25 protein-coding genes are annotated in these 22,810 nt (G+C 70.7%); 15 read left to right on the forward strand and 10 right to left on the reverse strand.

Annotated elements, in window-relative coordinates; genetic code table 11:
- Window positions 1-17 precede the first annotated feature (17 nt).
- From SPOPO_RS0109830 to SPOPO_RS0109845, 4 genes are all read right to left on the reverse strand, one after another.
- Window positions 18-1,535, reverse strand: a complete 1,518-nt coding sequence (locus SPOPO_RS0109830) for a LysM peptidoglycan-binding domain-containing protein (protein ID WP_028984653.1) — start codon at window positions 1,533-1,535, stop codon at window positions 18-20.
- A 418-nt stretch (window positions 1,536-1,953) separates the two neighbouring features.
- Window positions 1,954-3,639 carry a GspE/PulE family protein gene (locus SPOPO_RS0109835; protein WP_019874607.1) on the reverse strand — a complete coding sequence of 562 codons (1,686 nt, stop codon included), beginning with the start codon at window positions 3,637-3,639 and terminating at the stop codon, window positions 1,954-1,956.
- 5 nt (window positions 3,640-3,644) lie between these two features.
- On the reverse strand, window positions 3,645-4,214 hold the full coding sequence (locus tag SPOPO_RS0109840; RefSeq protein ID WP_211210880.1) for an RsiG family protein: 570 nt from the start codon (window positions 4,212-4,214) through the stop codon (window positions 3,645-3,647).
- A complete protein-coding gene (locus tag SPOPO_RS0109845) occupies window positions 4,211-5,380 on the reverse strand; it encodes a type IV pilus twitching motility protein PilT (RefSeq protein WP_483852917.1) in 1,170 nt (389 codons plus the stop codon). The genes SPOPO_RS0109840 and SPOPO_RS0109845 overlap by 4 nt, the downstream gene beginning before the upstream one ends.
- Window positions 5,381-5,488: 108 nt before the next feature.
- Here SPOPO_RS0109845 and pilM point away from each other — a divergent pair, with 108 nt between their 5' ends.
- The 7 genes from pilM (at window position 5,489) to SPOPO_RS28765 (ending at window position 11,428) form a co-directional block, all read left to right on the forward strand.
- On the forward strand, window positions 5,489-6,607 hold the full coding sequence (gene pilM / locus SPOPO_RS0109850; protein ID WP_169577180.1) for a type IV pilus assembly protein PilM: 1,119 nt from the start codon (window positions 5,489-5,491) through the stop codon (window positions 6,605-6,607).
- Window position 6,608: 1 nt separating this feature from the next.
- Window positions 6,609-7,871: a PilN domain-containing protein gene (locus SPOPO_RS32630; protein WP_019874611.1), complete on the forward strand. Its 1,263-nt coding sequence runs from the start codon at window positions 6,609-6,611 to the stop codon at window positions 7,869-7,871.
- A gap of 2 nt (window positions 7,872-7,873) precedes the next feature.
- The gene (gene pilO / locus SPOPO_RS0109860; protein ID WP_019874612.1) at window positions 7,874-8,554 is read left to right on the forward strand and encodes a type 4a pilus biogenesis protein PilO; all 681 of its coding nucleotides are present in this window, start codon (window positions 7,874-7,876) and stop codon (window positions 8,552-8,554) included.
- A gap of 13 nt (window positions 8,555-8,567) precedes the next feature.
- Window positions 8,568-8,897, forward strand: a complete 330-nt coding sequence (locus tag SPOPO_RS28760) for a hypothetical protein (protein WP_019874613.1) — start codon at window positions 8,568-8,570, stop codon at window positions 8,895-8,897.
- 38 nt (window positions 8,898-8,935) lie between these two features.
- Window positions 8,936-9,826: a hypothetical protein gene (locus SPOPO_RS0109870; RefSeq protein ID WP_019874614.1), complete on the forward strand. Its 891-nt coding sequence runs from the start codon at window positions 8,936-8,938 to the stop codon at window positions 9,824-9,826.
- Window positions 9,823-10,608 (forward strand): prepilin peptidase, encoded by a 786-nt coding sequence (locus SPOPO_RS0109875; RefSeq protein ID WP_019874615.1) that lies wholly within the window; start codon window positions 9,823-9,825, stop codon window positions 10,606-10,608. The genes SPOPO_RS0109870 and SPOPO_RS0109875 overlap by 4 nt, the downstream gene beginning before the upstream one ends.
- Window positions 10,609-10,726: 118 nt before the next feature.
- The gene (locus SPOPO_RS28765; RefSeq protein ID WP_019874616.1) at window positions 10,727-11,428 is read left to right on the forward strand and encodes a DUF4389 domain-containing protein; all 702 of its coding nucleotides are present in this window, start codon (window positions 10,727-10,729) and stop codon (window positions 11,426-11,428) included.
- An 8-nt stretch (window positions 11,429-11,436) separates the two neighbouring features.
- Here the strand turns inward: SPOPO_RS28765 and SPOPO_RS0109885 are convergent, their stop codons facing one another.
- On the reverse strand, window positions 11,437-12,153 hold the full coding sequence (locus tag SPOPO_RS0109885; RefSeq protein WP_019874617.1) for a FliA/WhiG family RNA polymerase sigma factor: 717 nt from the start codon (window positions 12,151-12,153) through the stop codon (window positions 11,437-11,439).
- 308 nt (window positions 12,154-12,461) lie between these two features.
- Here SPOPO_RS0109885 and SPOPO_RS0109890 point away from each other — a divergent pair, with 308 nt between their 5' ends.
- Window positions 12,462-12,647: a hypothetical protein gene (locus SPOPO_RS0109890; protein ID WP_156869759.1), complete on the forward strand. Its 186-nt coding sequence runs from the start codon at window positions 12,462-12,464 to the stop codon at window positions 12,645-12,647.
- A 220-nt stretch (window positions 12,648-12,867) separates the two neighbouring features.
- On the forward strand, window positions 12,868-14,223 hold the full coding sequence (locus tag SPOPO_RS28770; protein ID WP_019874619.1) for a citrate synthase: 1,356 nt from the start codon (window positions 12,868-12,870) through the stop codon (window positions 14,221-14,223).
- A gap of 135 nt (window positions 14,224-14,358) precedes the next feature.
- On the opposite strand, the gene SPOPO_RS0109900 is transcribed toward SPOPO_RS28770, so the two are convergent.
- Window positions 14,359-14,778: a hypothetical protein gene (locus SPOPO_RS0109900; RefSeq protein WP_156869761.1), complete on the reverse strand. Its 420-nt coding sequence runs from the start codon at window positions 14,776-14,778 to the stop codon at window positions 14,359-14,361.
- Window positions 14,779-14,822: 44 nt separating this feature from the next.
- Window positions 14,823-16,241: an aminotransferase-like domain-containing protein gene (locus SPOPO_RS0109905; protein WP_019874621.1), complete on the reverse strand. Its 1,419-nt coding sequence runs from the start codon at window positions 16,239-16,241 to the stop codon at window positions 14,823-14,825.
- 59 nt (window positions 16,242-16,300) lie between these two features.
- On the opposite strand from SPOPO_RS0109905, the gene SPOPO_RS0109910 reads away from it, so the two are divergent.
- The 3 genes from SPOPO_RS0109910 (at window position 16,301) to SPOPO_RS28775 (ending at window position 18,805) form a co-directional block, all read left to right on the forward strand.
- Window positions 16,301-16,558: a hypothetical protein gene (locus tag SPOPO_RS0109910; RefSeq protein WP_019874622.1), complete on the forward strand. Its 258-nt coding sequence runs from the start codon at window positions 16,301-16,303 to the stop codon at window positions 16,556-16,558.
- Window positions 16,559-16,624: 66 nt separating this feature from the next.
- A complete protein-coding gene (locus SPOPO_RS0109915) occupies window positions 16,625-17,272 on the forward strand; it encodes a hypothetical protein (protein WP_019874623.1) in 648 nt (215 codons plus the stop codon).
- Window positions 17,273-17,398: 126 nt separating this feature from the next.
- Complete coding sequence (locus tag SPOPO_RS28775; RefSeq protein WP_019874624.1) at window positions 17,399-18,805, forward strand: NAD(P)/FAD-dependent oxidoreductase; 1,407 nt, start codon at window positions 17,399-17,401, stop codon at window positions 18,803-18,805.
- Window positions 18,806-18,808: 3 nt separating this feature from the next.
- On the opposite strand, the gene SPOPO_RS0109925 is transcribed toward SPOPO_RS28775, so the two are convergent.
- From SPOPO_RS0109925 to SPOPO_RS0109935, 3 genes are read right to left on the reverse strand one after another with little or no spacing between them, the layout of a single operon-like run.
- Window positions 18,809-19,357, reverse strand: a complete 549-nt coding sequence (locus tag SPOPO_RS0109925; RefSeq protein ID WP_019874625.1) for an isochorismatase family protein — start codon at window positions 19,355-19,357, stop codon at window positions 18,809-18,811.
- 38 nt (window positions 19,358-19,395) lie between these two features.
- Window positions 19,396-20,406, reverse strand: a complete 1,011-nt coding sequence (locus SPOPO_RS0109930) for a TIGR03617 family F420-dependent LLM class oxidoreductase (protein ID WP_019874626.1) — start codon at window positions 20,404-20,406, stop codon at window positions 19,396-19,398.
- A 13-nt stretch (window positions 20,407-20,419) separates the two neighbouring features.
- Entirely contained in the window at window positions 20,420-20,974 is a 555-nt protein-coding gene (locus tag SPOPO_RS0109935) for a DUF1697 domain-containing protein (RefSeq protein WP_019874627.1), read from the reverse strand.
- A 108-nt stretch (window positions 20,975-21,082) separates the two neighbouring features.
- Between SPOPO_RS0109935 and SPOPO_RS0109940 the strand changes: the two genes are divergently transcribed.
- The 3 genes from SPOPO_RS0109940 to SPOPO_RS0109950 all read left to right on the forward strand — a co-directional run bounded on the left by SPOPO_RS0109940 (window position 21,083) and on the right by SPOPO_RS0109950 (window position 22,809).
- Complete coding sequence (locus tag SPOPO_RS0109940; RefSeq protein ID WP_019874628.1) at window positions 21,083-21,430, forward strand: ArsR/SmtB family transcription factor; 348 nt, start codon at window positions 21,083-21,085, stop codon at window positions 21,428-21,430.
- 34 nt (window positions 21,431-21,464) lie between these two features.
- Entirely contained in the window at window positions 21,465-21,947 is a 483-nt protein-coding gene (locus SPOPO_RS0109945) for an SRPBCC family protein (RefSeq protein WP_019874629.1), read from the forward strand.
- A 244-nt stretch (window positions 21,948-22,191) separates the two neighbouring features.
- Window positions 22,192-22,809, forward strand: coding sequence for a trimeric intracellular cation channel family protein (locus SPOPO_RS0109950; RefSeq protein WP_019874630.1), 618 nt, complete (start codon window positions 22,192-22,194; stop codon window positions 22,807-22,809).
- Window position 22,810 lies beyond the last annotated feature (1 nt).

The following is a 22,810-nucleotide window of genomic DNA, read 5'->3' on the forward strand; positions in this document are numbered from 1 at the left end:
CAGATTCTCCGGAAGGATCAGACCTTCGGGATCCGGAGCCGCTGGCCCGGGTAGATCGTGTTCGCGTCCTTGAGGTTGTTCGCCTTCACGATCGCCGAGATGCTGCTGTCGTAGCGGTACGCGAGGCCACCGACCGTGTCGCCGCGCTTCACGACGTGGATCCGCACGACGCTCGGGGTCTTCGTCGGGGCCTTGGCCGACGACGCCTTGGTCCCGCTGTTGTTCTTCTTGGTGCTCGTGACCTTCACCGGCACCCGCAGCTTCTGGCCGACGTAGATGCGGTTCGGGTTCTTCAGCTTGTTGAGCTTGACGATCTTCGCGACGGTCGTCCTGTACTTCTTCGCGATGCCGCCGACCGTCTGACCCGACTTCACCGAGACGACCTTGTACTTGGTCGTGGTCTTCGGCTTGTCGTTCTTGGGCTTGTCGGCCGGCTTGTCGTTCTTGGGCTTGTCGTTCGTGGGCTTGTCCGGCTTCGAGTTCTGGTCCGGCTTCGGCTTCGGCCGGGCCTTCGGCTTCGGGCACGGCGCGAGGTTGATCTTCTTGCCGTACACCGGGACCTTCTCGCCGATGTAGCGCTGGCACGGGCCGAACTCGATCGGCGCCACGGTGCCGGTCCACCAGGATGTGCGCTTCATCGCGCCGTTCCAGGAGAACGAGAAGTGGATGTGCGAGGTGTGGTTGTCCGGGCCGCGGTAGGGCCGCCAGCCGTCCTCGCGCTGGTACGTCGCCCAGATGCGCTCGTTCCAGATGATGTACATGATCCCGAGGCGGCGGGCGTTGAGCGCGTCGTCGGCGAGCAGCCAGTCGATGATGCGCTGGCCGGCGACCTGGTCCTCGTAGCTGTTGGGGTCGAGCCGGAAGTCCCAGGCGCGGCCTTCCTTGTGCTCGGACTGCCCGCCGATGTTGCAGGGGCGGGTGATGCCGTAGCTGCCGCCGCGGCCCCAGTACGAGAGCACGAGTTGGGAGAAGGCGACGACGCCGGGCTTGGCGTTCGGGTCGCAGGAGACCTGGCCGAGGTACGGCGAGAAGTCCTCGACGCCGGTCGGGAGGACCACGGCCGGGGTCGGGTTCGGCTTGGGCTCGACGGCCGCGCTGGCGGCGGACAGGCCGAACATCGGCGGCAGGGTGACCGCGCCGGTGACGACGCCGGCCACCACGGTGGCGCTGCGGCGGCGCACGTCGGCCAGGGGGTCGAGCAGCTCGTCGGGGCCGACCGGGCTCGGGCTGTCGAGGCGGCCGAGCGGGTCCAGGTCCGGCGGGGCGTCGAGGGTCAGGACGTCCCCGTTCCCCTGCTTGGGCAGGGGGCGCACGAAACCGCCGGCCGCGAGGCCGGGCATCGGGGTGGCGCCGATGGGGCGCAGCGTCGATCCGGGGGCCGGCAGGGGCGTCCAGGACACCTCTTCGGCCTTGGCCCGGCGCCAGGGTGCGCGCGGCGGGAGGCCACCGGGCAGCGGGGCCAGCTGCTCGTCGGAGGCCCGCTCGCGGCGACGCCGTCGGTGGCGGCCCCCGCCCGTCTGCTCGCTCTCCGGCACGGCGTGTCTCCTTTGGTGCTGGTGGTGCTGGTGGTAATGAACGAGGCCATTGTTTTCACACCAGTCGCACCCGTGCCACCGGGTCCCCGGAACTACAGGGCTGTAACTTTGCGCAGGTCAGGGCGTTCTTGATCCATTGATTCACCCGTCCGGAGGCATCCCGGGGCCCTGACCTGGGCCGCGACGGACCCGGCCGCCGGACACCGATGGGGCGGGCCGCCGGACGGCCGGAAGGTAAAACTTTTCGGGACCGGGCCGCGCCCCCCGCTCGGTGGGCCTCGGCACAGGATCGCGACGCGGGAGTGGGGGCCGATCTGCGCACTGGGTGCAGGTGGGCCCGGGGTGAGGCCGCGGGAGTGGGGCTGATCTGCGCACTGGGTGCAGGTGGGCCCGGACGGCCCCGGGGCGGGGCGCGGGGTCAGGCGACGACGCGGAGGATCTCCTCGATCGACGTCAGCCCCTGGCGGACCTTGAGCCAGCCGTCCTCGCGCAGGCTCGTCATGCCCTGGGCGGTCGCCATCTTCTCGATCTCGTCCGTGGAGGCGCGGGCGACGGCGAGGCGCTCGATCTCCTCGGTGACCGTCATGACCTCGTGAAGCGCCATGCGGCCGTGGTAGCCGGTGCGGGCACACGCGGTGCACCCGACGGCCCGGTAGAGCACCGGGAGGGGCTCGGAGGGGTCGTGGCCGAAGTGCACGTCCGCGAGCTCCTGCTCGGTCGGCGTGTACGGCTCCTTGCACTCCTTGCACAGGGTGCGGCAGAGGCGCTGGGCGAGGACGGAGTCGAGCGCCGAGGCGACGAGGAACGGTTCGATGCCCATCTCGATCAGCCGGCCGATCGCGGACGGGGCGTCGTTGGTGTGCAGGGTGCTGAGGACCATGTGGCCGGTGAGGGCGGACTCGACGGCGATCTGGGCGGTCTCGTGGTCGCGGATCTCACCGATGAGGATGACGTCGGGGTCCGACCGCAGGATCGAGCGCAGCGCCCGGGCGAACGTCAGGCCCGCCTTGGGGTTCGTCTGCACCTGGTTCACGCCGGGCAGCCGATATTCCACCGGGTCCTCGACGGTGATGATGTTGACCGCCGGGTCGTTGAGGATGTTCAGCGTCGCGTAGAGCGTCGTCGACTTGCCGGACCCGGTCGGCCCGGTCACCAGGATCATCCCGTACGGCTTGGTGTACGCGCTGCGGTAGCGGCGGAAGTTGTGGTCGGAGAACCCGAGCTCGTCCAGGCTCAGCTGCGCCGTCGAGTTGTCCAGGATGCGGGCGACGATCTTCTCGCCCCACACCGTCGGCAGCGTCGCCACCCGAAGGTCGATCTTGCGGCCCTGGTGGTTGACCGAGAGCCGGCCGTCCTGCGGCACGCGGCGTTCCGCGATGTTGATGTCGGACATGATCTTGATGCGCGAGATCACGCCGGCCTGGATCGACTTCGTCGACCGGTGCTGCTCGTGGAGGACACCGTCGATGCGGTACCGCACCCGCAGGTCGCTCTCGGTGGGCTCGATGTGGATGTCCGAGGCCCGGTCGCTGATCGCCTGGGAGATCAGCAGATTGACGAACCGCACGATCGGAGCGTCCTCGGCGACCGTGGTGAAGTTGGAGAGGTCTTCGGCCTGTTCCTCGGTCTCGATGTTCGAGGTGAGGTCGGTGAGCTCGTCCTCGGCCCGGTAGAGCTGGTCGATCTTCGCGACGATGTCGGCGTTCGGTGCGAGCGCGAACCGGACGAGGCTGCGCGTGAGCCGGACCAGGTCGTCCTTGAGCTCGATGTTGCCGGCCTGCTTCACGCCGACGGCGACGAGCAGCTCGCCGTTCTCCCAGCCGAGCGGCAGGACGCCGTAGCGGCGGGCGTAGTCGGCGGGCAGGCGCGCGGCGGCGGTCGGGTCGACGGAGTAGTTCGCCAGTTCCACGTACGGCAGGCCGACGGCGGCCGCGGCAGTGCGCACCACATCGCTGGTCGAGACCACTTTGGTGTCGACCAGGATCTGGAGGGGAGCCCGTCCGTCGTGCTCGCTCTGCTGTACCGCTTCGGCGACCTGATCCTCAGTCACCAAGCCGGCGTCCAGGAGCGCCGCGACGGCGTCGCCGCCTGGCACGCCGATCATGATCCTCAGTGTGGCAGCGCGGAGAGCGCAGCGGCCGGGTTCTCGCGGTATCGCAGGATGAGTTCGGCCGTGGCCTCGTCGATGCGCTCGAACAGCGCCTTCCGGTAGGCGGTCAACTTGTGCTCGGCGGCGCGGAGTTTCTCCTGCGCCTCCGCGAGCGCGGCCGGGTCGTGCGGGTCGACCTCGGTGACCCACATGTCCGCGGTCTCCGGCAGGTCCGGCAGCGGGGCGGACGGGTGGACGGCGGACAGCGCCGTGCGGCTGGCGCCGCTGCCGGTGTCGCCGAGCACGCGGATCAGCTGGTCGACCGAGAGGGTGCCCTCGGTGTGCGAGCCGGCTTCGAGCATGTCGAGGCGGGCGTGCACCAGACGCCGCCAGTAGGAGACGCGGTCCTCCTCGTCCTGGAGGTCGCGCCGGTACACCCGCAGCGCCGCCAGGTCCAGGTCCGCCAGATGCGGTGCGGCCACCAGCTCGCCGGTGCCGCGCTTCGTCCGCCGGCCCTCGTCCATCCCCACCCCGTTCCGGGACGCCGCCCGGGCCCTCGGAAGTCCCGGCCGTTCGTTTCCGTTCTTCATCGCGTCAGGGTCTCCGCCATCGTCGCGGTCACCCCGGCACGTCGCAGCATGACCGACAGGTCGTGCGGACGGCTGGCCACCAGCTTCGCATCTGCGAGCGAGACCGTGCCGTCCAGGACCAGACGGAGCAGGTGCTGGTCGAAGGATTGCATCCCGGAATAGTCACCCGCCGCCACCAGATCCGGAATCGTGTCCGTCTTGTCCGGATCCGCGATGGCCTCAGCCACGCGGGCGTCGTTCACAGCGATCTCCATGACGCAGGTCCTACCCGCACCGTCGGCCTTCGGCACCAGGCGCTGGCAGACGATCCCCTTGAGCGCGGCGGCGAGCGAAAGCCGAACCTGCTTCTGCTCGTGCTCGGGGAAGAAGTCGACGATGCGGTTCACGGTCTCGCGGGCGTCCGTGGTGTGCAGCGTGGACATGACGAAGTGTCCGGTCTCCGCGGCGGCGAGCGCGGCCTTGACGGTGTCCACGTCCCGCATCTCGCCGATCAGGATGACGTCGGGGTCCTGCCGCATGGCCGCACGCAGGGCGGTCGACCAGTTGCGGGTGTCCATGCCGATCTCGCGCTGGTTGACCGACGCGACCTTGTCGCGGTGGGTGACCTCGATCGGGTCCTCGATCGTGAGGATGTGGACGGCGCGGTTGGCGTTGATCTGGTCGACCATCGCCGCGAGCGTCGTGGTCTTGCCGGAGCCGGTCGGCCCGGTCACGAGGACCAGGCCGCGGGGCTCGAGGGCGAGCTTGCCCAGGACCGGCGGCATGCCGAGCTCCTCGAGGGACATCGGCTCGTCGGTGATCAGTCGCATCACCGAGCCGACCTCGCCGCGCGCGCGGAACACGTTGACCCGGAACCGCCCGACACCCGGGACGGCGAGGGCGTAGTCCGCCTCGTTGTTCTTGGCGAAGTGCTCGGCGACGTCCGGCGACATCGTCGGGAGGATCAGATCCTCGACGTCCGCCGGCGAGAGGACGGGGGAGTCCAGGGCGACCAGGGATCCGGAGATCCGGATCTTCGGCGGGGCGCTGGACTTCAGGTGAAGGTCTGAGGCGCTGTTCTGCACGACGGCGCGCAGCAGCGGCGCAATCTCCGGCTCCATAACACCTGTGTCGGCTTTTCCAGATCCGGACTGAAGTCCCGTCGTGTCGTCCCGGTCTGTCCGGATTCGTCGGCGAACGCGGCGTTCGTATGCCCTCAAGCCGTGCCGACCCGGCTCCGATACAGCTGTCGGCGCAGGGAGCGTGGCCGCCCCGACCTCCAGGAGACAAGCACGGTGAAGCGAACAGATGCCCGATGGGGCGCCCGCAAGGTCGTCTGCCTGGACGTGGGCAGTTCCGGTCTGCGAGCGGCGCAGTTCAGCGTCCGCTCGACCCCGATGAGCGGCACGGTGTGCCGGCTCGACCGCTTCGCGGCGGTCCCGCTGCCCGAGGGCGCGGTCGCCGGCGGAGTCGTGACCGATCCGGCCGCAGTGGCGAAGGCGCTGCGCGCGCTGTGGTCCGCGGGCCGCTTCTCGACGAAGAAGGTCGTGTTCGGTCTCGCCAACGACCGCGTGCTCGTCCGTCAGCTCGACCTGGACTGGATGGAGCCGGCGGACTTCCGCAAGGCGCTGCCGTACTCGGTCGCCGACCAGATCCCGATGTCCGTGGACGAGGCGAACCTCGACTACCACGTGCTCGAGGACCTGCCGGCCGGTCCCGACCCCGAGTCCGAGCACATGCTCCGCATCCTGCTCGTGGCCGCAGCCAGCGAGATGGTCGACACCTTCCTCACCGCGCTGTCCGAGGCGGACCTGGTGCCGGTGAAGGCGGAGCTCGCGCCGTTCGCGCTGATCCGCGCCGCCGTGCCGAACCCGGAGCCCGACACCGAGACCGAGGACGCCGAGGCGATCGTCGACATCGGCTCCGACACCCTGACCGTCGTCGTCCACACCGGCGGACAGCCGCGCTTCGTGCGTACCGTCAACCAGCTCGGTGGCCGGGCCATCACCGGCGAGCTCCAGCAGAAGTTCGGCTGGTCGTTCGAGGAGGCCGAGTCGGCGAAGGCGCAGTTCGGTCTGCCCCGTCAGCGCAGCGGTGACGAGGAGAAGGTCAACCTCGAGCACCCCGCCCAGCAGGCCATCGAGGAGCGGGTCGCCGGCGTGGTCGCCGAGGTCCGCACCACCCTGAACTTCTTCCTGTCCGCCGGTACCGGCGTGCGCAGCCTCCCACGCATCCTGCTCACCGGCGGTGGCTCGCGCCTGTCCGGGCTGCCCGAGCGGATCGCGGAGGCGATGGACACCGAGGTGGTCCTGCTCTCCACCCCGCGCGAGGTGAAGAGCCGCATCTCCGCCGCTGCCGAGGACGACCTCGGTGCGGTCGCCCTGCTGTCGGGCCTCGCCCTGGGAGTGATGTGACGTGTCGTTCCTGAGCTCGGGCAAGACGCTCGACAAGGTCAAGCTGCCCCGTCAGTTGAACGCGGCCAGCTTCCGTTCCGGCTCCACCAAGACGCCGCAGCCCCGCACCGGTCAGCCGTCGCGGATCCTGCCGTCGGTCAACCTGCTGCCCTCCTCGACGCTGGAGGCGCTCGCCGTCCGGCGCGTCCGCCACCGCCTGGTCGCCGCCGGTCTCGTCGGCGCGGTCCTCGTCGGCGGCGGTTGGATGGTCCAGACCCAGCGCCTCCACAGCGCCGAGGACCGCCTCGCGGCGGAGCAGGCGCTCACGCCCGCGCTGAACGCCCAGGTCGCCGCGCTCGCCCCGGTCGCGCAGTTCTTCGACCTCCTTCAGGCGCGCAAGGGCACCGCCTCGGCCGCCATGGCGCACGAGGTCCTGTTCTCCGACGCGCTCACCGACCTCGCCGGCCGCACGCCGGCGGGCATCGAGATCAACGCGATGTCGGTCTCGCTGACGGCCGAGACGGTCAGCGCGGTCGCGCCGCCGGTCTCCCCGCTCACCGAGGCGGGGATCGACGCCGAGGGCAACGACCTGACGAAGAATTCGTCGGGCGCCCAGAACCCGGCGGGGATCCGGAGCGGGTCCCAGACCGTGACCCAGAACAGCGCGGTGCGCGCTGCTCTCTCGGCCGCGGACGACACGTCCCTGACCGCCGACGACAGTGACGCGTCCGCCGCGACGACGGCTCCGAAGACGGTCGTGCCGCCGGTCAGCTGTGCCCGCCCCGACCCGTTCAACCCGGCCCCGATCATCGGCTGTGTGACGCTGAGCGGAACCGCGCAGAACCGGGCCCAGGTCGGCCAGCTCGTCCAGAACCTGCGGGCCGCGGACCTCTACGCCGACCCGTTCATCACCACGACGACGATGAACGCCGGCGACGGCAGCGAGGTCGTCGCGTTCGCGGGCAGCGTCGGTCTGACCGGCAAGGCGGTCAGCGGTCGTTACGCCGACCTGAGCTGGCTCTCGGACCCGAAGGTCCTCGACGAGGCCGAGCGCATGATCAAGTCCGGCAACACCGCCAGCCACCGGCTCGCCGAGCGGGCGAAGGCCGCCGCGATCGCCGCGAAGGCCAAGGCCGACGCCGAGGCTGCGGCGAAGGAGAAGGCCGAGCGCAAGGCGCAGCTCAAGGCGGAGAAGGAACTCGCCGCCCAGCTGCAGGCCGCCGCGGCCGCCGCTGCGGCTGCCGCCGCGCAGCAGCAACAGCAGCAGCAGAACGGGGGTGAGTGAGCATGAAGACGTCGGCTCTCACGGCGGTGCACAAGAACGCCATCGCGGGATCGGTGATCCTGCTCGTCGCCCTGCTCGCGGCCTGGATGTTCGTCCTCAGCCCGCGTAGTGACGCGATCGCCGCCACCAACGAGGAGGTCGCGGTCGCCGAGCAGCGGAACCAGTCGCTGCGCAACCAGATTCAGACGCTGAAGCTCCGCGAGGAGCAGCTGCCGGCGCTGCGCGAGACCTCCAAGGCGCTCGACCGCCGGTTCCCGCCGACCGCCGAGCAGGCGAAGCTGTTCAAGATGATCACGGCGGCTGCGGCCGAGGCCGGGATCGCCCCGCAGCACCTGACGAGCATGCAGATGGACCCGCCGGCCGCGGTCGGCACCGGGTCGTCCGCGCAGCTGCCGGGTGTCGCGGCGCCGATTGCGTCGATCGCCGGCCAGAAGCTGACGATCAACGTCTCCGGCTCGCCCACCCAGATCCGCGCCTTCGTGGCCAACCTGGAGAAGCTCCCGCGAGCGTTCGCTGTCTCCACGATCAGCCTGGCGCAGCAGTCCGCGAGCCAGGAGCCGAGCGAGAACACCTCGACGGCCGCCGACGCGCAGACCGTCACGATCACCGGCGACATGTACCTGCTGCCGAAGGTCACCGACCCGACGAAGAACGACCCGACGAAGGCCGGCAGTGCGGGCTGAGGGGCGACGGGGCATGCTGCGGCTGCGCCGTCGGGAGAACGTCGAGGCCCTCGCCGTCGAGGGCACGGACGACCCGATCGTCGACCTGTTCGCCGAGCTCGACGAGCTGAAGGCCCAGGTGTACCGCCAGAACCGGATGCTCCGTCAGCAGGACGGCCGGATCGTGCGTGAGCGCGCCGCCGCCCAGGCCGACGAGCACCGCCGGCTGCTGGTCGCGGTCCGGGCCTTGACGACCGCGGTCGTCGACGACCCGAGCTCGACCCCCGAGGCCCGATCGTGCGCGCAGCGGTTCGAGTCGGCCGTCCGCCGCCTCGAGCCCGAACCGCCGCCCTCGCTGGCCTGACCTCCCACCCCGCCCACGTACGTCCCTCAGGAGCCCCCATGACCGCGCCCGTCGCTGGAGCGGACGCGATCCCCGCGCCGGCAGCCACACCCGAGCCCGAGGCGACTGCGAACCGGGCCGCCGACCGGGCCGCCGACCGGGCCGCCGAGATCGCGGACACCACCGCGAAGATTGCGCTGTACGCCCGGGTCTCCCGGATCGCCGCGGCCGAGCGGGACCCGCGGGTCGCGGTCGGCGCGGCCTGGGCGACGGACGTCCTGACGGTCCAGCAGTTGCTCGCCGAGCGCGCGCCGGCCGAGTCGGACGCCGCCCACCAACGGTTCCTCGCCGTAGCGACGGCCGTCGGGGCGGCGGTGGCGGGTGCGAACGAGGCGGAGCCGGCGAAGGCCCGGGACGCCCGGGAGGTCGTTGTCGCGGCCCGGCGCCGGATGCTCGGCGTCTTCGACGCGTCGGCGGCGGCACTCATCGCCGAGCGCCTGACCGACCTGGAGCACCTCGCCGAGCTGCCGCCGGCCGTCGGCAAGGCGCTGCCGAGCCCCGGCGACGCCTTGCAGTGGCGGGCGCGCGAGATCGGCCCCGCCGGCCTGATCGAGGCGCTGCACGTCGCCGCGTCCGACGGTCGTCTCATCGCCGCGGCGCTGCTGGCCGCCGGTTACCGCCGTGACGCCGCCCGGCAGATGTGCCTGGCCGACGTCGCCGAGGTCGAGGCCTACCTGGTCGAGGCCTCCGTCGCCGTCGGTGACGACGCGCTGCTGCTCGCCGACGTGCGACGCGGTGCCCTGGTCTTCCTGCTCTCCGAGGCTGCGGAGCGTCCGGTGGACGTCGCCGCCGCCCGGGCCGGGGTGTGGGCCGCCGTCCGAGCGGCGCTGCCGCCGGCCGAGGTGGAGCGGCTCGCACCCCGGCTCGGCCGTACGAGGACGGCGGCATGAGCCCCGAGTTGATGGCCGCCGGCGCCCTGGCGTTGCTCGGCCTGGTGATCGGCTCGTTCCTGAACGTCGTGGTCCATCGCGTGCCCGCGGGGCAGTCGGTGGTGCGGCCGGGGTCGAGCTGCCCGGAGTGCGGGAGCCCGGTCCGGGCGCGGGACAACATCCCCGTCGTCTCGTGGCTGCTGCTGCGCGGCCGCTGCCGCGACTGCGCCCACCCGATCTCCGCCCGTTACCCGCTCGTGGAACTCGGGTGCGCGGCGCTGTTCGGTGCCCTGACGCTGCGCTTCGGACTCAGCCCGATCCTGCCGGCGCTGCTGTTCCTGGCCGCGATCGGCCTGGCGCTCGCGATGATCGACCTCGACGTCAGTCGCCTGCCGTTCGAGATCTCCGTGCCCGGTCTCGGGGTCACCGCGGTGCTGCTGGCGTTGGCCGGACTCGCCGACGGCTGGTCGCCGGTGGCGGTCGCGCTGCTGTCGGCCCTCGCCTGGTTCGGCCTGTACTGGTCGCTGTGGTTCGGCACCGGCGGCCGGGGCATGGGCCTCGGCGACGTCGTCCTCGCCCCGACCCTCGGCCTCGCGCTGGGGTGGCTGGGCTGGGGCCCGAGCCTGGTGGGTCTGCTCGGCGGGTTCGCGATCGGCTCGGTCGTCGGCGTGACGCTGATGGCGATCGGCCGGGCCGGCCGCCGCAGCCAGATCCCGTTCGGGCCGTCGATGCTCGCGGGCGCCCTGGTCGGCGTCTTCGCCGGCTCGGCGATCTGGGGCGCGTACCTCGGCTCGATCGGCTGACGCCGGCCCTCGATTGATCCGGGGTCAGATTTTCGCCCCAAGATCATTGACCTGACCCGGCGGGACGCCTCTACGGTCGTCCCGACGCCCGCGCCGTGGGCGCGAGGGAGGTCGAGCAGTGGCCACGTACCCCGTCAGTTACCGCCCCGAGTACGTCGAGCAGCGGAATCGCCTCACGGTGTTCTTCCGGTTCCTGCTCGTCATCCCGCTGATGATCGTCGGGTTCTTCTACGGCATCGCGGCGCTCTTCACGATTCTCGGTGCCTGGTTCGCCCTGCTGTTCACCGGGCGCTACCCGGACGCGCTCTGGCGGTTCAACACCGGCTTCCTGCGCTACTGGGCGCGCCTCGGCGCGTACACGTACCTGCAGTCCGACCCGTACCCGCCGTTCGACACCGGGGAGCACCCCGAGTACCCGGTCCGCGTGGTTCTCGACCCGCCGCAGGAGCGCTACAGCCGGGTCAAGGTGTTCTTCCGGATGATCCTCGCGATCCCCGTCTACATCGTCATGCAGGTCTTCAGCTACGTGATGATGGCCGTGGCGTTCGTGATGTGGGTCGTCGCCGTCGTCACCGGCCGGATGCCCCGCGGCCTGTTCGACGTCATGACGTTCCTGCACGGCTTCGCCGTCCGCGTCACCGGCTACGCGCTGTTCCTGCTGACCGACCGGTACCCGGTGTTCAACGACGACGCCGCCCGCGACCCCGGCGTGGCCCTGCCCCCGGGGTACGGCCCTCCGCCGGGGTACGGACCCCCGCCGGGGTACGGCCCCCCGCCGGGGTACGGGCAGCAGCCTTACGGCGAGGCGCCGCCGGCCTGACCGGGGGGTCAGTGCGCGCCGGCGGCGGCCTGGACCAGACCGCGGAGGGCGAGCATGGCCCGGGTGTGGAGCTGGCTGACGCGGGACTCGGTGACCCCGAGGACCTGGCCGATCTCGGCGAGGGTGAAGCCCTCGTAGTAGTAGAGCGCGACGATGATCTGGTCGCGTTCCCGCAGGTCGCGGACGTGGCGCAGCAGCGCCTCCTTGACCGCGTCGTCCTCGAGGGCGGCCCCCGGGGCGGGCGCGTCGTCGACGATGACGAGGTCCTCCATCGCCGCGATCGAGGTGTAGGCGACCTTGGAGTAGAGGCCGTTCAGGGCCTTCGCGGTGATGCCCATCTCCGCGGCGATCTCGTCCTCGGTGGGCGTGCGGCCGAGGCGCTCGACGAGGACCGCATGGGCGCGCTCGATCGCGCGCAGCTTCTCGCGCACGGAGCGCGGGACCCAGTCCTGGGAGCGGAGGGCGTCGATCATCGCGCCCTTGATGCGCGGGACGGCGTAGGTCTGGAACTCCAGGCCGCGGCTGGTGTCGAACTTCTCGATCGCGTCGATCAGGCCGAAGACGCCCTCGGAGACCAGGTCGTTGGTGTCCACGTTCTGGGGCAATCCGGACCGGAGTCGGCCGGCGACGTACTTGACGAGGGGCGCGTACTGCAGCACGAGACGGTTGCGCAGTTCGGGCGACCCTGTGGCCTTGAACTCTGCCCAGACGTCGCTGATGTCCACGGAACCGCCCCCTCCCCTGGGTCTCCTGGAGTCTGCCCTGACGGATCGACCTGAATCACATTACGCGTTTGTCCAGCGACACTCCGTGGATCCTTCGCAGGCTCATCCGAACGGCTGAGGAGGGCATCAACCGAGGGTCTCGGATCGGCCGCCGCGCCGGAAACCCGGGCCGGAGGATGAAACCGGGTCAGGTGTCGATGCGTCTCACCGCTACGAAACGGGCAAAAGCGGTGTCGGAGGGACTCCAGCTTCGCCCGTTCGAACGACAACTACTGGCCGTCGAAGGAACGAGGCTTACCGTGAACACCATGAACGAAGACACCCCGATCTTCGACGCTCTGATCGCGACCCTGGGCGACCCGGTTCCGGTCCCGGCGATCGACCGCTCGTACCCGACGCTCGTCGCGATGGCGCTCAACCCGACGGCCTCGGTGCCTGCGCCGGCGAGCCCGCGCAAGGCTGTCGCCGCCGCGGGTCGCAAGGCCGCCCGCTGACGATGTGCTGAGGAGTTCTGCACAACGCCCCGAGACACCTCACTGGTGTCAGGGGCGTTTGTGCGTTAAACCGCTGGTCGGCGGGGAAGTCGTCCTTCGGTCCGTGGGTGCGCCCAGGGTGTCCTGTACCACCCAGTACCTCTGTTGTGACGGTTCGGACCGGTTTGGGAGACTGCACTTTGGCCTGCGGCACACCCCCGCCGCGCCCGGAAAGGACACCATGACCGAGTCCGCGGGGACGAACACCCTGTCTGTGACCGACAACCGCACCGGCAAGACGTACGAGATCCCGATCGAGGACGGTGCCGTCCGCGCCGCTGCGTTGCGTCAGATCAAGACCGACGACGCCAGTGATCCGGGGCTGCTCTCGTTCGACCCGGCGTTCACCGCCACCGCGAGTTGTCGCTCCGCCATCACCTACATCGACGGGGACGCGGGCATCCTGCGCTACCGCGGCTACCCGATCGACACGCTCGCCGAGAACTCCGGCTTCCTGGAGGTCGCCTACCTGCTGATGAACGGCGATCTGCCGAACGCGGATCAGCTCTCGGAGTTCGAGCACACGATCACGCACCACACGTTCGTGCACCAGAACGTCAAGAAGTTCATGGAGGGCTTCCACCACGACGCCCACCCCATGGGCATGCTCGTCGGCACCCTCGGCGCGCTGTCGACGTTCTACCCGGAGGCCAAGAACTTCCGTGAGCCGCTGAACCGCCGGCTCCAGATGGCCCGCCTGATCGCCAAGATTCCGACGCTGGCGGCCTACGCCTCGCGCCACGCGCGCGGCCTGCCGTACGTCTACCCGGACAACGACCTGTCCTACGCCGGCAACTTCCTCTCGATGATGTGGAAGATGTCCGAGCCGAAGTACGACCCGGACCCGATCCTGGAGAAGGCCCTCGACGTCCTCTTCATCCTGCACGCGGACCACGAGCAGAACTGCTCGACGAACGCGATGCGCGCGGTCGGCTCCTCGCACGTCGACCCGTACTCGGCCGCCGCGGCGGCCACCGCGGCGCTCTACGGCCCGCTGCACGGCGGCGCCAACGAGCAGGTGCTGAAGATGCTGCGCGAGATCGGGGACGTCAAGCAGATCCCCGACTACGTGGACCGGGTCAAGAAGGGCGAGTTCCGCCTGATGGGCTTCGGTCACCGGGTCTACAAGAACTACGACCCGCGGGCCCGCGTCGTCCGGCAGATCGCCGAGGACGTCTTCAAGGTGACGGGTCTGAACCCGCTCCTCGAGGTCGCCGTCGAGCTCGAGCGGATCGCGCTCGAGGACGAGTACTTCATCAAGAAGAAGCTGTACCCGAACGTCGACTTCTACACGGGCATCATCTACGAGGCGATGGGCTTCCCCGCCGAGATGTTCACCGTCCTGTTCGCGATCGGGCGCATGCCGGGTTGGCTTGCGCAGTGGGAGGAGGGTCTGCTCGACGCCGAGCAGAAGATCGCCCGCCCGCGTCAGCTCTACACCGGCCACCAGGAGCGGCCGTACCCGTCGCTGGACGGTCGCCCCCGCGCCGGCAACGACCTGTTCGAGCCGCCGGACATGCCCATCGAAGGTGACTGACGAAACCGTCATTTGTCGCGTCACCTGATTGAGCGTCAGAGCAGACGAAACGGCCGGCCCCTGGGAAGGGGGCCGGCCGTTTCGGTTGTCGGGACGGAAGTTCGTGCTGTCAAATGTGGTGCGTCCGGCCAGTTGTCAGTTCTGGGTGACCCGGACGGTCACGCCGGTCGGCGCGACCTTGACGATCTTGAGCGCGTAGCCGCCGCCCTTGTTGGAGACCTTGAGGCTGGACACGATGCGGGTGGCCCCGACCGTGACCGCGGCGCCGTCGGTGTAGATCTGCTCGAGCGTGACGGTCTGCCCGAACGCCGAGGAGTAGTCGCCCACCTTGGGGAAGGCGATCGTGCACGCCTTGCCCTTGCAGGTGGCCGGGACGTTCGCGCCGGTCGGGAGGGCCGGCGCTGCGGCCGGGGGCGCCTCGGCCGCCGGCGGGCCGGCCTCCTGGGCCTGGGAGTTGGGAGTCGCCGAGCTGGAGAACGTGCCCACGACCAGGAGGCCGGCGGCGCCGGCCATCACGATCGGGAGCACCGGGGATGATGCCAGGGACGTAGTCATGGGCGGATCCTAGGCCGGGGTGCAGTGCCCCGTATATCCCGAAATCACGTCAGGATCGAGCGTGAGCGGGGCGCCTCGACCTCGTTCCACGCCTGCAGAAGGCGTTGGAGACCGGCCTCCACCATCGGGCGGGGGCGGTCGACGCAGATCCGGATGTATGGACTTTGACCGTTGCCGGCCATCGCGGCGGACCCGGGGGCCACGTGCACGCCGTGCCGGCCCGCGAGGGCCACGAACGGGTTCGAGTCGGTGACCGGAAGCTTCGCCCAGAGCACCGAACCGCCGCGCGGGGGTGTGATCTCCCAGCTCGGGAGCTCGGTCGCGAGCTGGGCCAGCGCCGCGCTCGTCGCCTCCTGGAGCGTGGCCTGCCGGTGCGCCGCGATGTCGTCGAGCGACGGCACGAGGGCGGCCGCCATGAGCTGTGAGGGGGCCGAGGCGCCGAGGTCCCGCGCGAGCTTCAGGTGCAGCGTCCGGTCGACGATCGGGGCGGGTGCGCGCAGCCACCCGATCCGCAGGCCGGCCCAGCCGACCTTGGAGAACGAACCGGTCGTGACCACGGTCGCCCGGCGGCAGAGTTCGGCGAGCTCGGGGCGGACCCGGCCGCCGTAGGCGAGGTCGGCGAGCGTGACGTCCTCGATCACGAACGCGCGGTGATTGTCCGCGACCGCGGCGAGGGACTGCATCCGCTCGGGGGAGGGGAGGTGGCCGGTGGGGTTCTGCGGGCCGGTCTGTAGGTAGACGGCGACCGCCCCGGCGCGCAGCGCGCGGTCCAGGGATGCCGGGCGCACGCCGTCCTCGTCGGAATCCAGCGTGAGCGGGCGGGCACCGACGCCGTCGAGGATGTCGAAGATGCCCGAGTAGTTGGGCTCCTCGACGGCCGCCAGGTCGCCGGGACCGGCCGCGGCGGCGAACGTGAGCGCGATCGCCTGGTGGGCGCCGGCGGTGACGTGGATCTGGGACGGGTCGGTGATCAGGCCGGTCTGCATGTGCCGCTCCGCCAGGGCCTCCCGCAGCACTGGGAGCCCGAGCGGGACCAGGCCGGTGCCGATGCGGGAGCAGATCAGCTCACCGACGTCGACCGTGACCGGGGGCAGATGGGACGGGTCCGGGGGTGAAGCCATTGCGAGGTCGATCCCGGAGGCCCCGCCGATCGTGCCGGCGATGCGCGCGGACCCGAGGTGCCGCTGACTTGGCCCGCGCACCACCGTGCCACTTCCCTGGCGGGAGGTGACGAGACCGTCCTCGCGGAGCAGGTCCAGCGCGGTGGTCACGGTGGAGCGGCTGACCGCGAGCCCGCGGGCGAGGTCACGCTCGGGCGGAAGCTTCACGCCGTCCGGGATCAGCCCGGAGTTGATGGCACAGCGCAGGCCGTACGCGAGGCGCTGCGGCAGCGTCCCGTGGCCGCCGTCCGTCCAGCCGGACAGCAGGCGGGCCAGCTCGGCCGGATTGGTATGCAGATCCATGTGCCAATGATCGCATATTGGCTCGTGCAATCAAGTGCCGTTCTGGAACGATTCTGAGCATGTTCGCTCCCTACTGCTCCACCTGCGAGAGTCGGGTCCTGCTGTCGACCCGCCGCATCGTCCGGTTTTCCGCGGAAGAGCCCGCCGGAGCCGGCCTCATCGACGTCGTGCTGCGCTGCTACTGCGGCACCGAGGTGGCCGCCGACGCGAACCCGCCGCAGCCGGTCGTGAACCCGGCCCCGCCGCATCCGACCCCCGGCCACGCGGTGTCCGATCCTCGGTCCCCGCTCCCGGCGACTGCCGCTGCCGCCTGCTGAAACCTCTCCTCGCTACCCTCCCGTCGGGCAGGATCCGACGCGGAGATCGAGGCGGGGAGGTGGCGGATGGCGCGCGCACGTGCGCTGGCACCGGTGGTGCTGGTCGCTGTGCTCGTCGGCGGGCTGGCGGCCTGCGGCGGGGACGGGGACGAGGTGGCCGCTCCGACGCCGCTCGCGACGCTCGACGGCGAGAGCCCGGTGGTCGCGATCGGTCAGGCCGGGGTGAAGCCGTTCGTGGAGCCCACCTGTCCCACGCCGCGCCGGGTGCGCACCGACAGCGACGTCACCAAGGCGGCCGCGGAGATCGCCCAGATCGGGGAGAAGCGGTACCGGAAGGTCTACGCGGGCGTCGTGCCGTGCGTCCCCGCCGGCCGCGTCGTCGTCTACAAGCTCCCCGAGGGCGGTTCGGCGCTGATGCGCGCCGTGGAGCGGATCGGGCGCGACCGCAACGTCGAGGTGACCTTCGCCGAGGCGCTGTTCTCGTACCGGGACGCCCAGGCCACGCGGAAGTCCGTGCTGAGCCAGTTCGCCCGCCTCGACGAGGCCGGGGCGCCCTTCGCCGTGCTCCGGATCCGGGAGAACGGCACCGTCGAGGTCGCGGTGCGCGACAACGTCGCCGGCGCCGAGGCGGTGCTGACGGACCTGCTCGACCGCATCTACGTCGTGCACATCCCCGAGGACCCGGCGGTCGCGTCGCCGGCGCCGCAGGGGTGAACCCGCCGGGGGGTGAAAGCTTTCTCACGCCCCCAGGCATGTGATTCGGCGCAAGGGTAGGAAGCTTCCCGAGGAATTGCCGGTTGGATCAGACATTCCGGTAGCCAGCAGGGAGAGAGGACACCCATGGGCACGCCGCACCGTGTGGTGATCATCGGGTCCGGCTTCGGCGGGCTGTTCGCGGCCAAGCACCTGCGCCGGGCGCCGGTCGAGGTCACGGTGATCGCGCGCACCGCGCACCACCTGTTCCAGCCGCTGCTCTACCAGGTGGCGACGGGTGTGCTCTCCGAGGGCGAGATCGCGCCGGCGACGCGGGAGATCCTGCGCCGGCAGAAGAACGCGCGCGTCCTGCTGGGTGACGTCACCGACATCGATCTCGCGAACAAGACCGTCACGTCGACCTCGCCGCTGGGCACCACGGTCACCGAGTACGACACGCTGATCGTCGCCGCGGGTGCGGGCCAGTCCTACTTCGGCAACGACCGGTTTGCCGACTACGCGCCGGGCATGAAGTCGATCGACGACGCGCTCGAGCTGCGCGGCCGCATCTTCGGGGTGTTCGAGCTCGCCGAGCTCACCAAGGACCCCGAGATGGCGCGCAAGCTGCTGACGTTCGTGGTCGTCGGCGCCGGCCCGACCGGTGTCGAGATGGCGGGTCAGATCGCCGAGCTCTCCCGGCGCACGCTGCAGCGCGACTTCCGCAACATCGACCCGAGCCAGGCGCGCATCGTCCTGCTCGACGCGGCCCCGGCCGTCCTGGGGACCTTCGGCGACAAGCTGTCCAAGGCCGCGCGCCGTCGCCTGGAGAAGATGGGCGTCGAGGTCGCGATGGACCTCAAGGTCGTCGACGTCGACGCCGAGGGCGTGGTCGTCGAGGGCAAGGACGGTGCGCGGACGCGCATCGACTCCTACTGCAAGGTGTGGGCCGCCGGGGTGGCCGCGTCGCCGCTCGGGAAGCAGCTCGCCGAACAGTCCGGTGCCGAGCTCGACCGCGCGGGTCGGGTCAAGGTACAGCCCGACCTCACCCTGCCCGGGCACCCCGAGGTGTTCGTGCTCGGTGACATGGCGACGCTCAACGACTACCCGGGTGTCGCGCAGGTCGCGATGCAGGGCGCCAAGCACGCGGCGAAGCAGATCACCGCGCGGCTGGAGGGCAAGCCCGACGGGGCGCCGTTCCACTACCGCGACAAGGGCAGCATGGCGACGGTGTCGCGGTTCCACGCTGTGGCCTCGATCGGTCCGCTGCGCCTGTCCGGCTTCCTCGCGTGGCTGATCTGGCTCGTCATCCACCTCGTGTACCTGATCGGGTTCAAGAACCGGGTGACGGCACTGCTGCACTGGGCGGTCAGCTTCATCGGTCGCGGACGCTCCGAGCGCACCGCGACGCTCCAGCAGGTGATGGGCCGTCGGGCGATGGAGAAGATGCGCGCCGACGACCCGGGCCACTGGGCCGGTCTCGGCCCGCTCGAGGGCGTCCCGGCGCCGACGACGGACGGCGTCCGGAGCTCGGCGTCGAGCGGTCGCCCGGCCTGAGGTCTAGAACGACACCTCGGCCGCGGTCGCGACGGCGGCCGTGCGGCCGGGGCCGTCCTGGAACTGCCAGTACAGGTTGGTGTGCGCGATGACCTGCTCCGGCGGGGGCGCACCCCACCGGCTGTGGTCCTCCGTGGTGTGGGCGTCCCCGACCAGCGTGACGTCGTAGCCGCGGACGAACGCCCCGTGGATGGTCGACCGGATGCAGGCGTCGGTCTGCGCGCCGGTGACGACCAGTCGACCGGCCCGGAGCGACGCCAGGACGTCCTCGAGGTCGGTGGCCTCGAACGAGTCGCCGTAACTCTTGCTCACGACGGGTTCGCCCTCGCCGACCTGCAACTCGGGGACGAGTTCCCACGGTGCCGTGCCCACGGGCAGGTCGTCGTCCGTGTGCTGCACCCACACCACGGGCGTCCCGGCGGCGCGGGCGTTCTCGACCAGGCTGCGGATCCGGGTGATCACCCCGTCCCGGTCGACCGCGTCGGCCACCACCCCGTTCTGGACGTCGATGACGAGTAGCGCGGTCTGCGGACGGTCCGGGAGTGTCGTCATGGCCCCGTTTCTACTCCGCCCCGCCGACACTCAGGGGGTCAGGCCGACTGAAGCTTGCGGATGATCGGCTCCCAGACCTCGGGGGCGGACGGGCCGAGCGGGTACGGCGTGAGCCGGGTGAACAGGTCGCCGTAGCGCTCGAGCAGGACGTCGGCGACGCGGTCGGGTTCGGCGACGATCGCGAACTCGCCCAGGACCTCGTCGTCGATGAGGGTGCCCATCGTGTCCCACTCGCCCTGCTTCGAGAGCGCAGTGAGCTCGACGCCGAGGTCGCCCCAGCCGTGGAGCTCGAGCACGCCGCGGTAAGCGGGGGTGGAGGCGTAGAAGGCGAGCTGCTTGCGGCACGCCTTCGCGGTCCGCGCCATCGCCTCCTCGGTCGCGCCGGTGACGACGAAGGGGAAGCCGCTGATCTCGAACCCGTCGAGGGTCTGGCCGGCCACCTTCCGGCCCTCGGCGAGCCCGGTGACGGTGACCTCGCGGAAGTACCGCGGGGTGGTGAAGGCGTGGGCGAGGAAGCCGTCCGCGATCTCGCCGGCGACGCGGGTCATCTGCGGCCCGACGCCGGCGAGCAGGATCGGCGGGTTGCCGTGGCGGTTGGGGCCGGGGTCGAACATCGGCGTCATGAGCGTGTGGCTGTAGTAGTCGCCCTGGAAGTCCAGCGGCTCGCCGGTCTCCCAGGTGCGCCAGATCGCGCGGACGGCGGCGATGTACTCCCTCATCCGCTTGGCGGGGTCCGACCACGGCATCGAGAACCGGCGCGTGATGTGCGCGGAGATCTGCGAACCGAGGCCGAGAAGGAAGCGCCCTCGCGTGTAGAGCTGCAGGTCGTTCGCCGCGACGGCGGTCGTCATCGGGGAGCGCGCGAACGCGACGAGGATCGACGTCCCGATCTGGATCCGCTCGGTGGTCCGGCCCGCGGCGGCGGCCATCAGTAGCGGGTCGTGATTGGTCTCGGGCAGCCAGGCGGCGTCGTACCCGGACGCCTCCGCGGCCTCGACGCCGTCCACGTCCGCGTCGAAGGTGATGCCCAGTCCGGTGTCGACCTTCACGTGTTCGCTCCTGTCACGTCGCGCCGCCCTGCAGCAGCTCGAGCAGCTTCGTCGTCGTCTTCCAGCTGCGGATCGTCATCAGCTTGTACTCCGGCGTGCCGATGATCTGACCCATCCTGCTCTTGGTCCGCTCGGCGGAGAGACGCTGGAAGTAGAGCACCCCGTTCGCGGCCCAGGCCTCGTCGACGCCGTCGCGTGTGCGGACGACTGTCATCGCCTGCGCGGTGGTCAGCGGGGAGCGCAGGAAGATGACGTCGCTGTGGAAGACGTCCGCCCGGCTGCCGAAGCCCGGCGGTGCCTTCTCGACGACCGTGCGCAGTTGGCGCAACGAGCGGACGACCACGACGAGCGGGACGCCGAATCGTTCCTCCAGGCTCGCCTCGATCTCCTGCTCCAGCGCCGGACCGGTCTGCGGGGACCGGAACAGCACGTTCCCGGACTGGATGTAGGTGCTGACCTCGGTGTGACCGGCGGTCTCGAAGACCTCCCGCAGCGCCGCCATCGGGACCGGGTTCTTGCCGCCGACGTTGATGCCGCGGAGCAGTGCGAGGTAGCGGGTCGAAGCCATGACGCGACGTTATCGCGCAGGTCAGCGGGCCTACTCAACCAACTGGTTGACAACGACGCCCGGCAACCGTACGGTTTATTCAACCAACTGGTTGAGGAGGCGAGCGGCGTGACGGATGAGCTTTCCCGGCTCTTCGCGGCGCTGGCCGATCCGACCCGGCGGGACATCGTGGCGCGCCTCGCGATCGGGGACGCCACGGTGAGCGACCTCGCGGCGCCGTACGACGTGAGCCTGCAAGCGGTCTCCAAGCACCTGAGGGTGTTGGAGGACGCCGGGCTCGTCAGTCGGCGCCGGGAGGCGCAGCGGCGGCCGGTCCACCTCGAGGCCGAGGTCCTCGGGCGCGCGACGGAGTGGATCGACCGCTACGCCCGCATCGCGGAGGAGCGCTGCTCCCGGCTCGACGCGGTGCTCGCCGAACTCGCGAGCGAGGAGTCCGGCACCGCAGAGCAGTCCTGAACACCGAACCCACACGATCCGAGGAGATCCAGACATGAACACCGCGACCGGGGCCCGCATCGAGGCCGACCCGACCGTCCCTGCCATCCACATCTACCGCGAGTTCACCGCGACGCCGGCGCAGTTGCTGCGCGCGCACACCGACCCGGACCTCTTCTTGCGTTGGGTCGGCCCCTACGGCACCTCCATGCAGATCGACTACTGGGACGCCCGCACCGGCGGCAGCTGGCGCTACACCGGGAGCCACGAGGGCTTCGAGTACGCCTTCCGCGGCTGTTTCCACGAGATCCGCGAGAACAAGATCGTCCAGACCTTCACCTACGAGGGTGAGCCCGACGGTGTCTGCCTCGAGACGATGACGCTCACCGACCTGGGCAACGGGCGCACCGAACTGCACGTGGTCTCGCTCTGCGACAGCTTCGAGGCCCGCGAGGGCTGGCTGAACTCGGGCATGGAGACCGGCGTCAACGACGGGTACGCCAAGCTCGACGCGTTGCTGGCGGAAGGCACACTCTGACATGACGTCAGATTTGCTGGACAACGCCGCCGCGCGGCACCGCCGGTACGCCGGCGCGTTCAGCGACCGGGGAACTGCTCGCCGGCATGGAGGCGATGGAGGACGTGCTGCGCTCGTCCGGGCAGTTCGGCACCGCGGTGCTGGTCCCCGTCGGGGCCGACGTCCAGACGCGCCTGATCGGGTTCATCGGCCGTGATCCGGAGTGGACTCGCCCCGCGCCTGACCGTCGCGAGAAGCTGGGGCCGTGCTCCTCACCCTCGACCTGCTCGGCATCTTCGTCTTCGCCCTCGCCGGCGGGCTGGTGGCTGTGCGCAAGGAGCTCGACGTCGTCGGCGTCCTCGTGCTGGCGACCGTGACCGCGCTGGGCGGCGGGCTGATGCGCGACGTCCTCATCGGCGCGGTCCCGCCGCCGGGCCTCGCGGACTGGCGCTACCTGATCACGCCGATCGCGGCCGGGCTGTTCGTGTTCTTCTTCCATCCGGCGCTCAACCGGCTGGAGCGGCCGGTCAACTACGCGGACGCCGGCGGTCTTGGCCTGTTCTGCGTCGCCGGCGCGCTGAAGGCGTCCGACTACGGGCTCAACCCGCTGCCGTCCGCGATGCTCGGGTTGGTGACCGCCGTCGGCGGTGGCGTACTGCGCGACGTGCTGGTGCGGGAGGTCCCGGCGATCCTGCGCCGCGGTGAGCTCTACGCGACACCCGCGCTGGCCGGTGCCACCGTCGCGGTCGTCGGGACCGAGGCCGGCCTCGAGCACGAGGCGATCGGCCCGCCCGCGGCCGTCGTCGCGATCGTCTGGCGGATGCTCGCGATCCACCGGGGCTGGATGGCCCCCATGCCCGGCCCGCGCGAGAAGCCGAGCTGAC

Origin of the sequence: Sporichthya polymorpha DSM 43042 (genome assembly GCF_000384115.1) — a bacterium.
In the GTDB taxonomy this organism is placed as follows: domain Bacteria; phylum Actinomycetota; class Actinomycetes; order Sporichthyales; family Sporichthyaceae; genus Sporichthya; species Sporichthya polymorpha.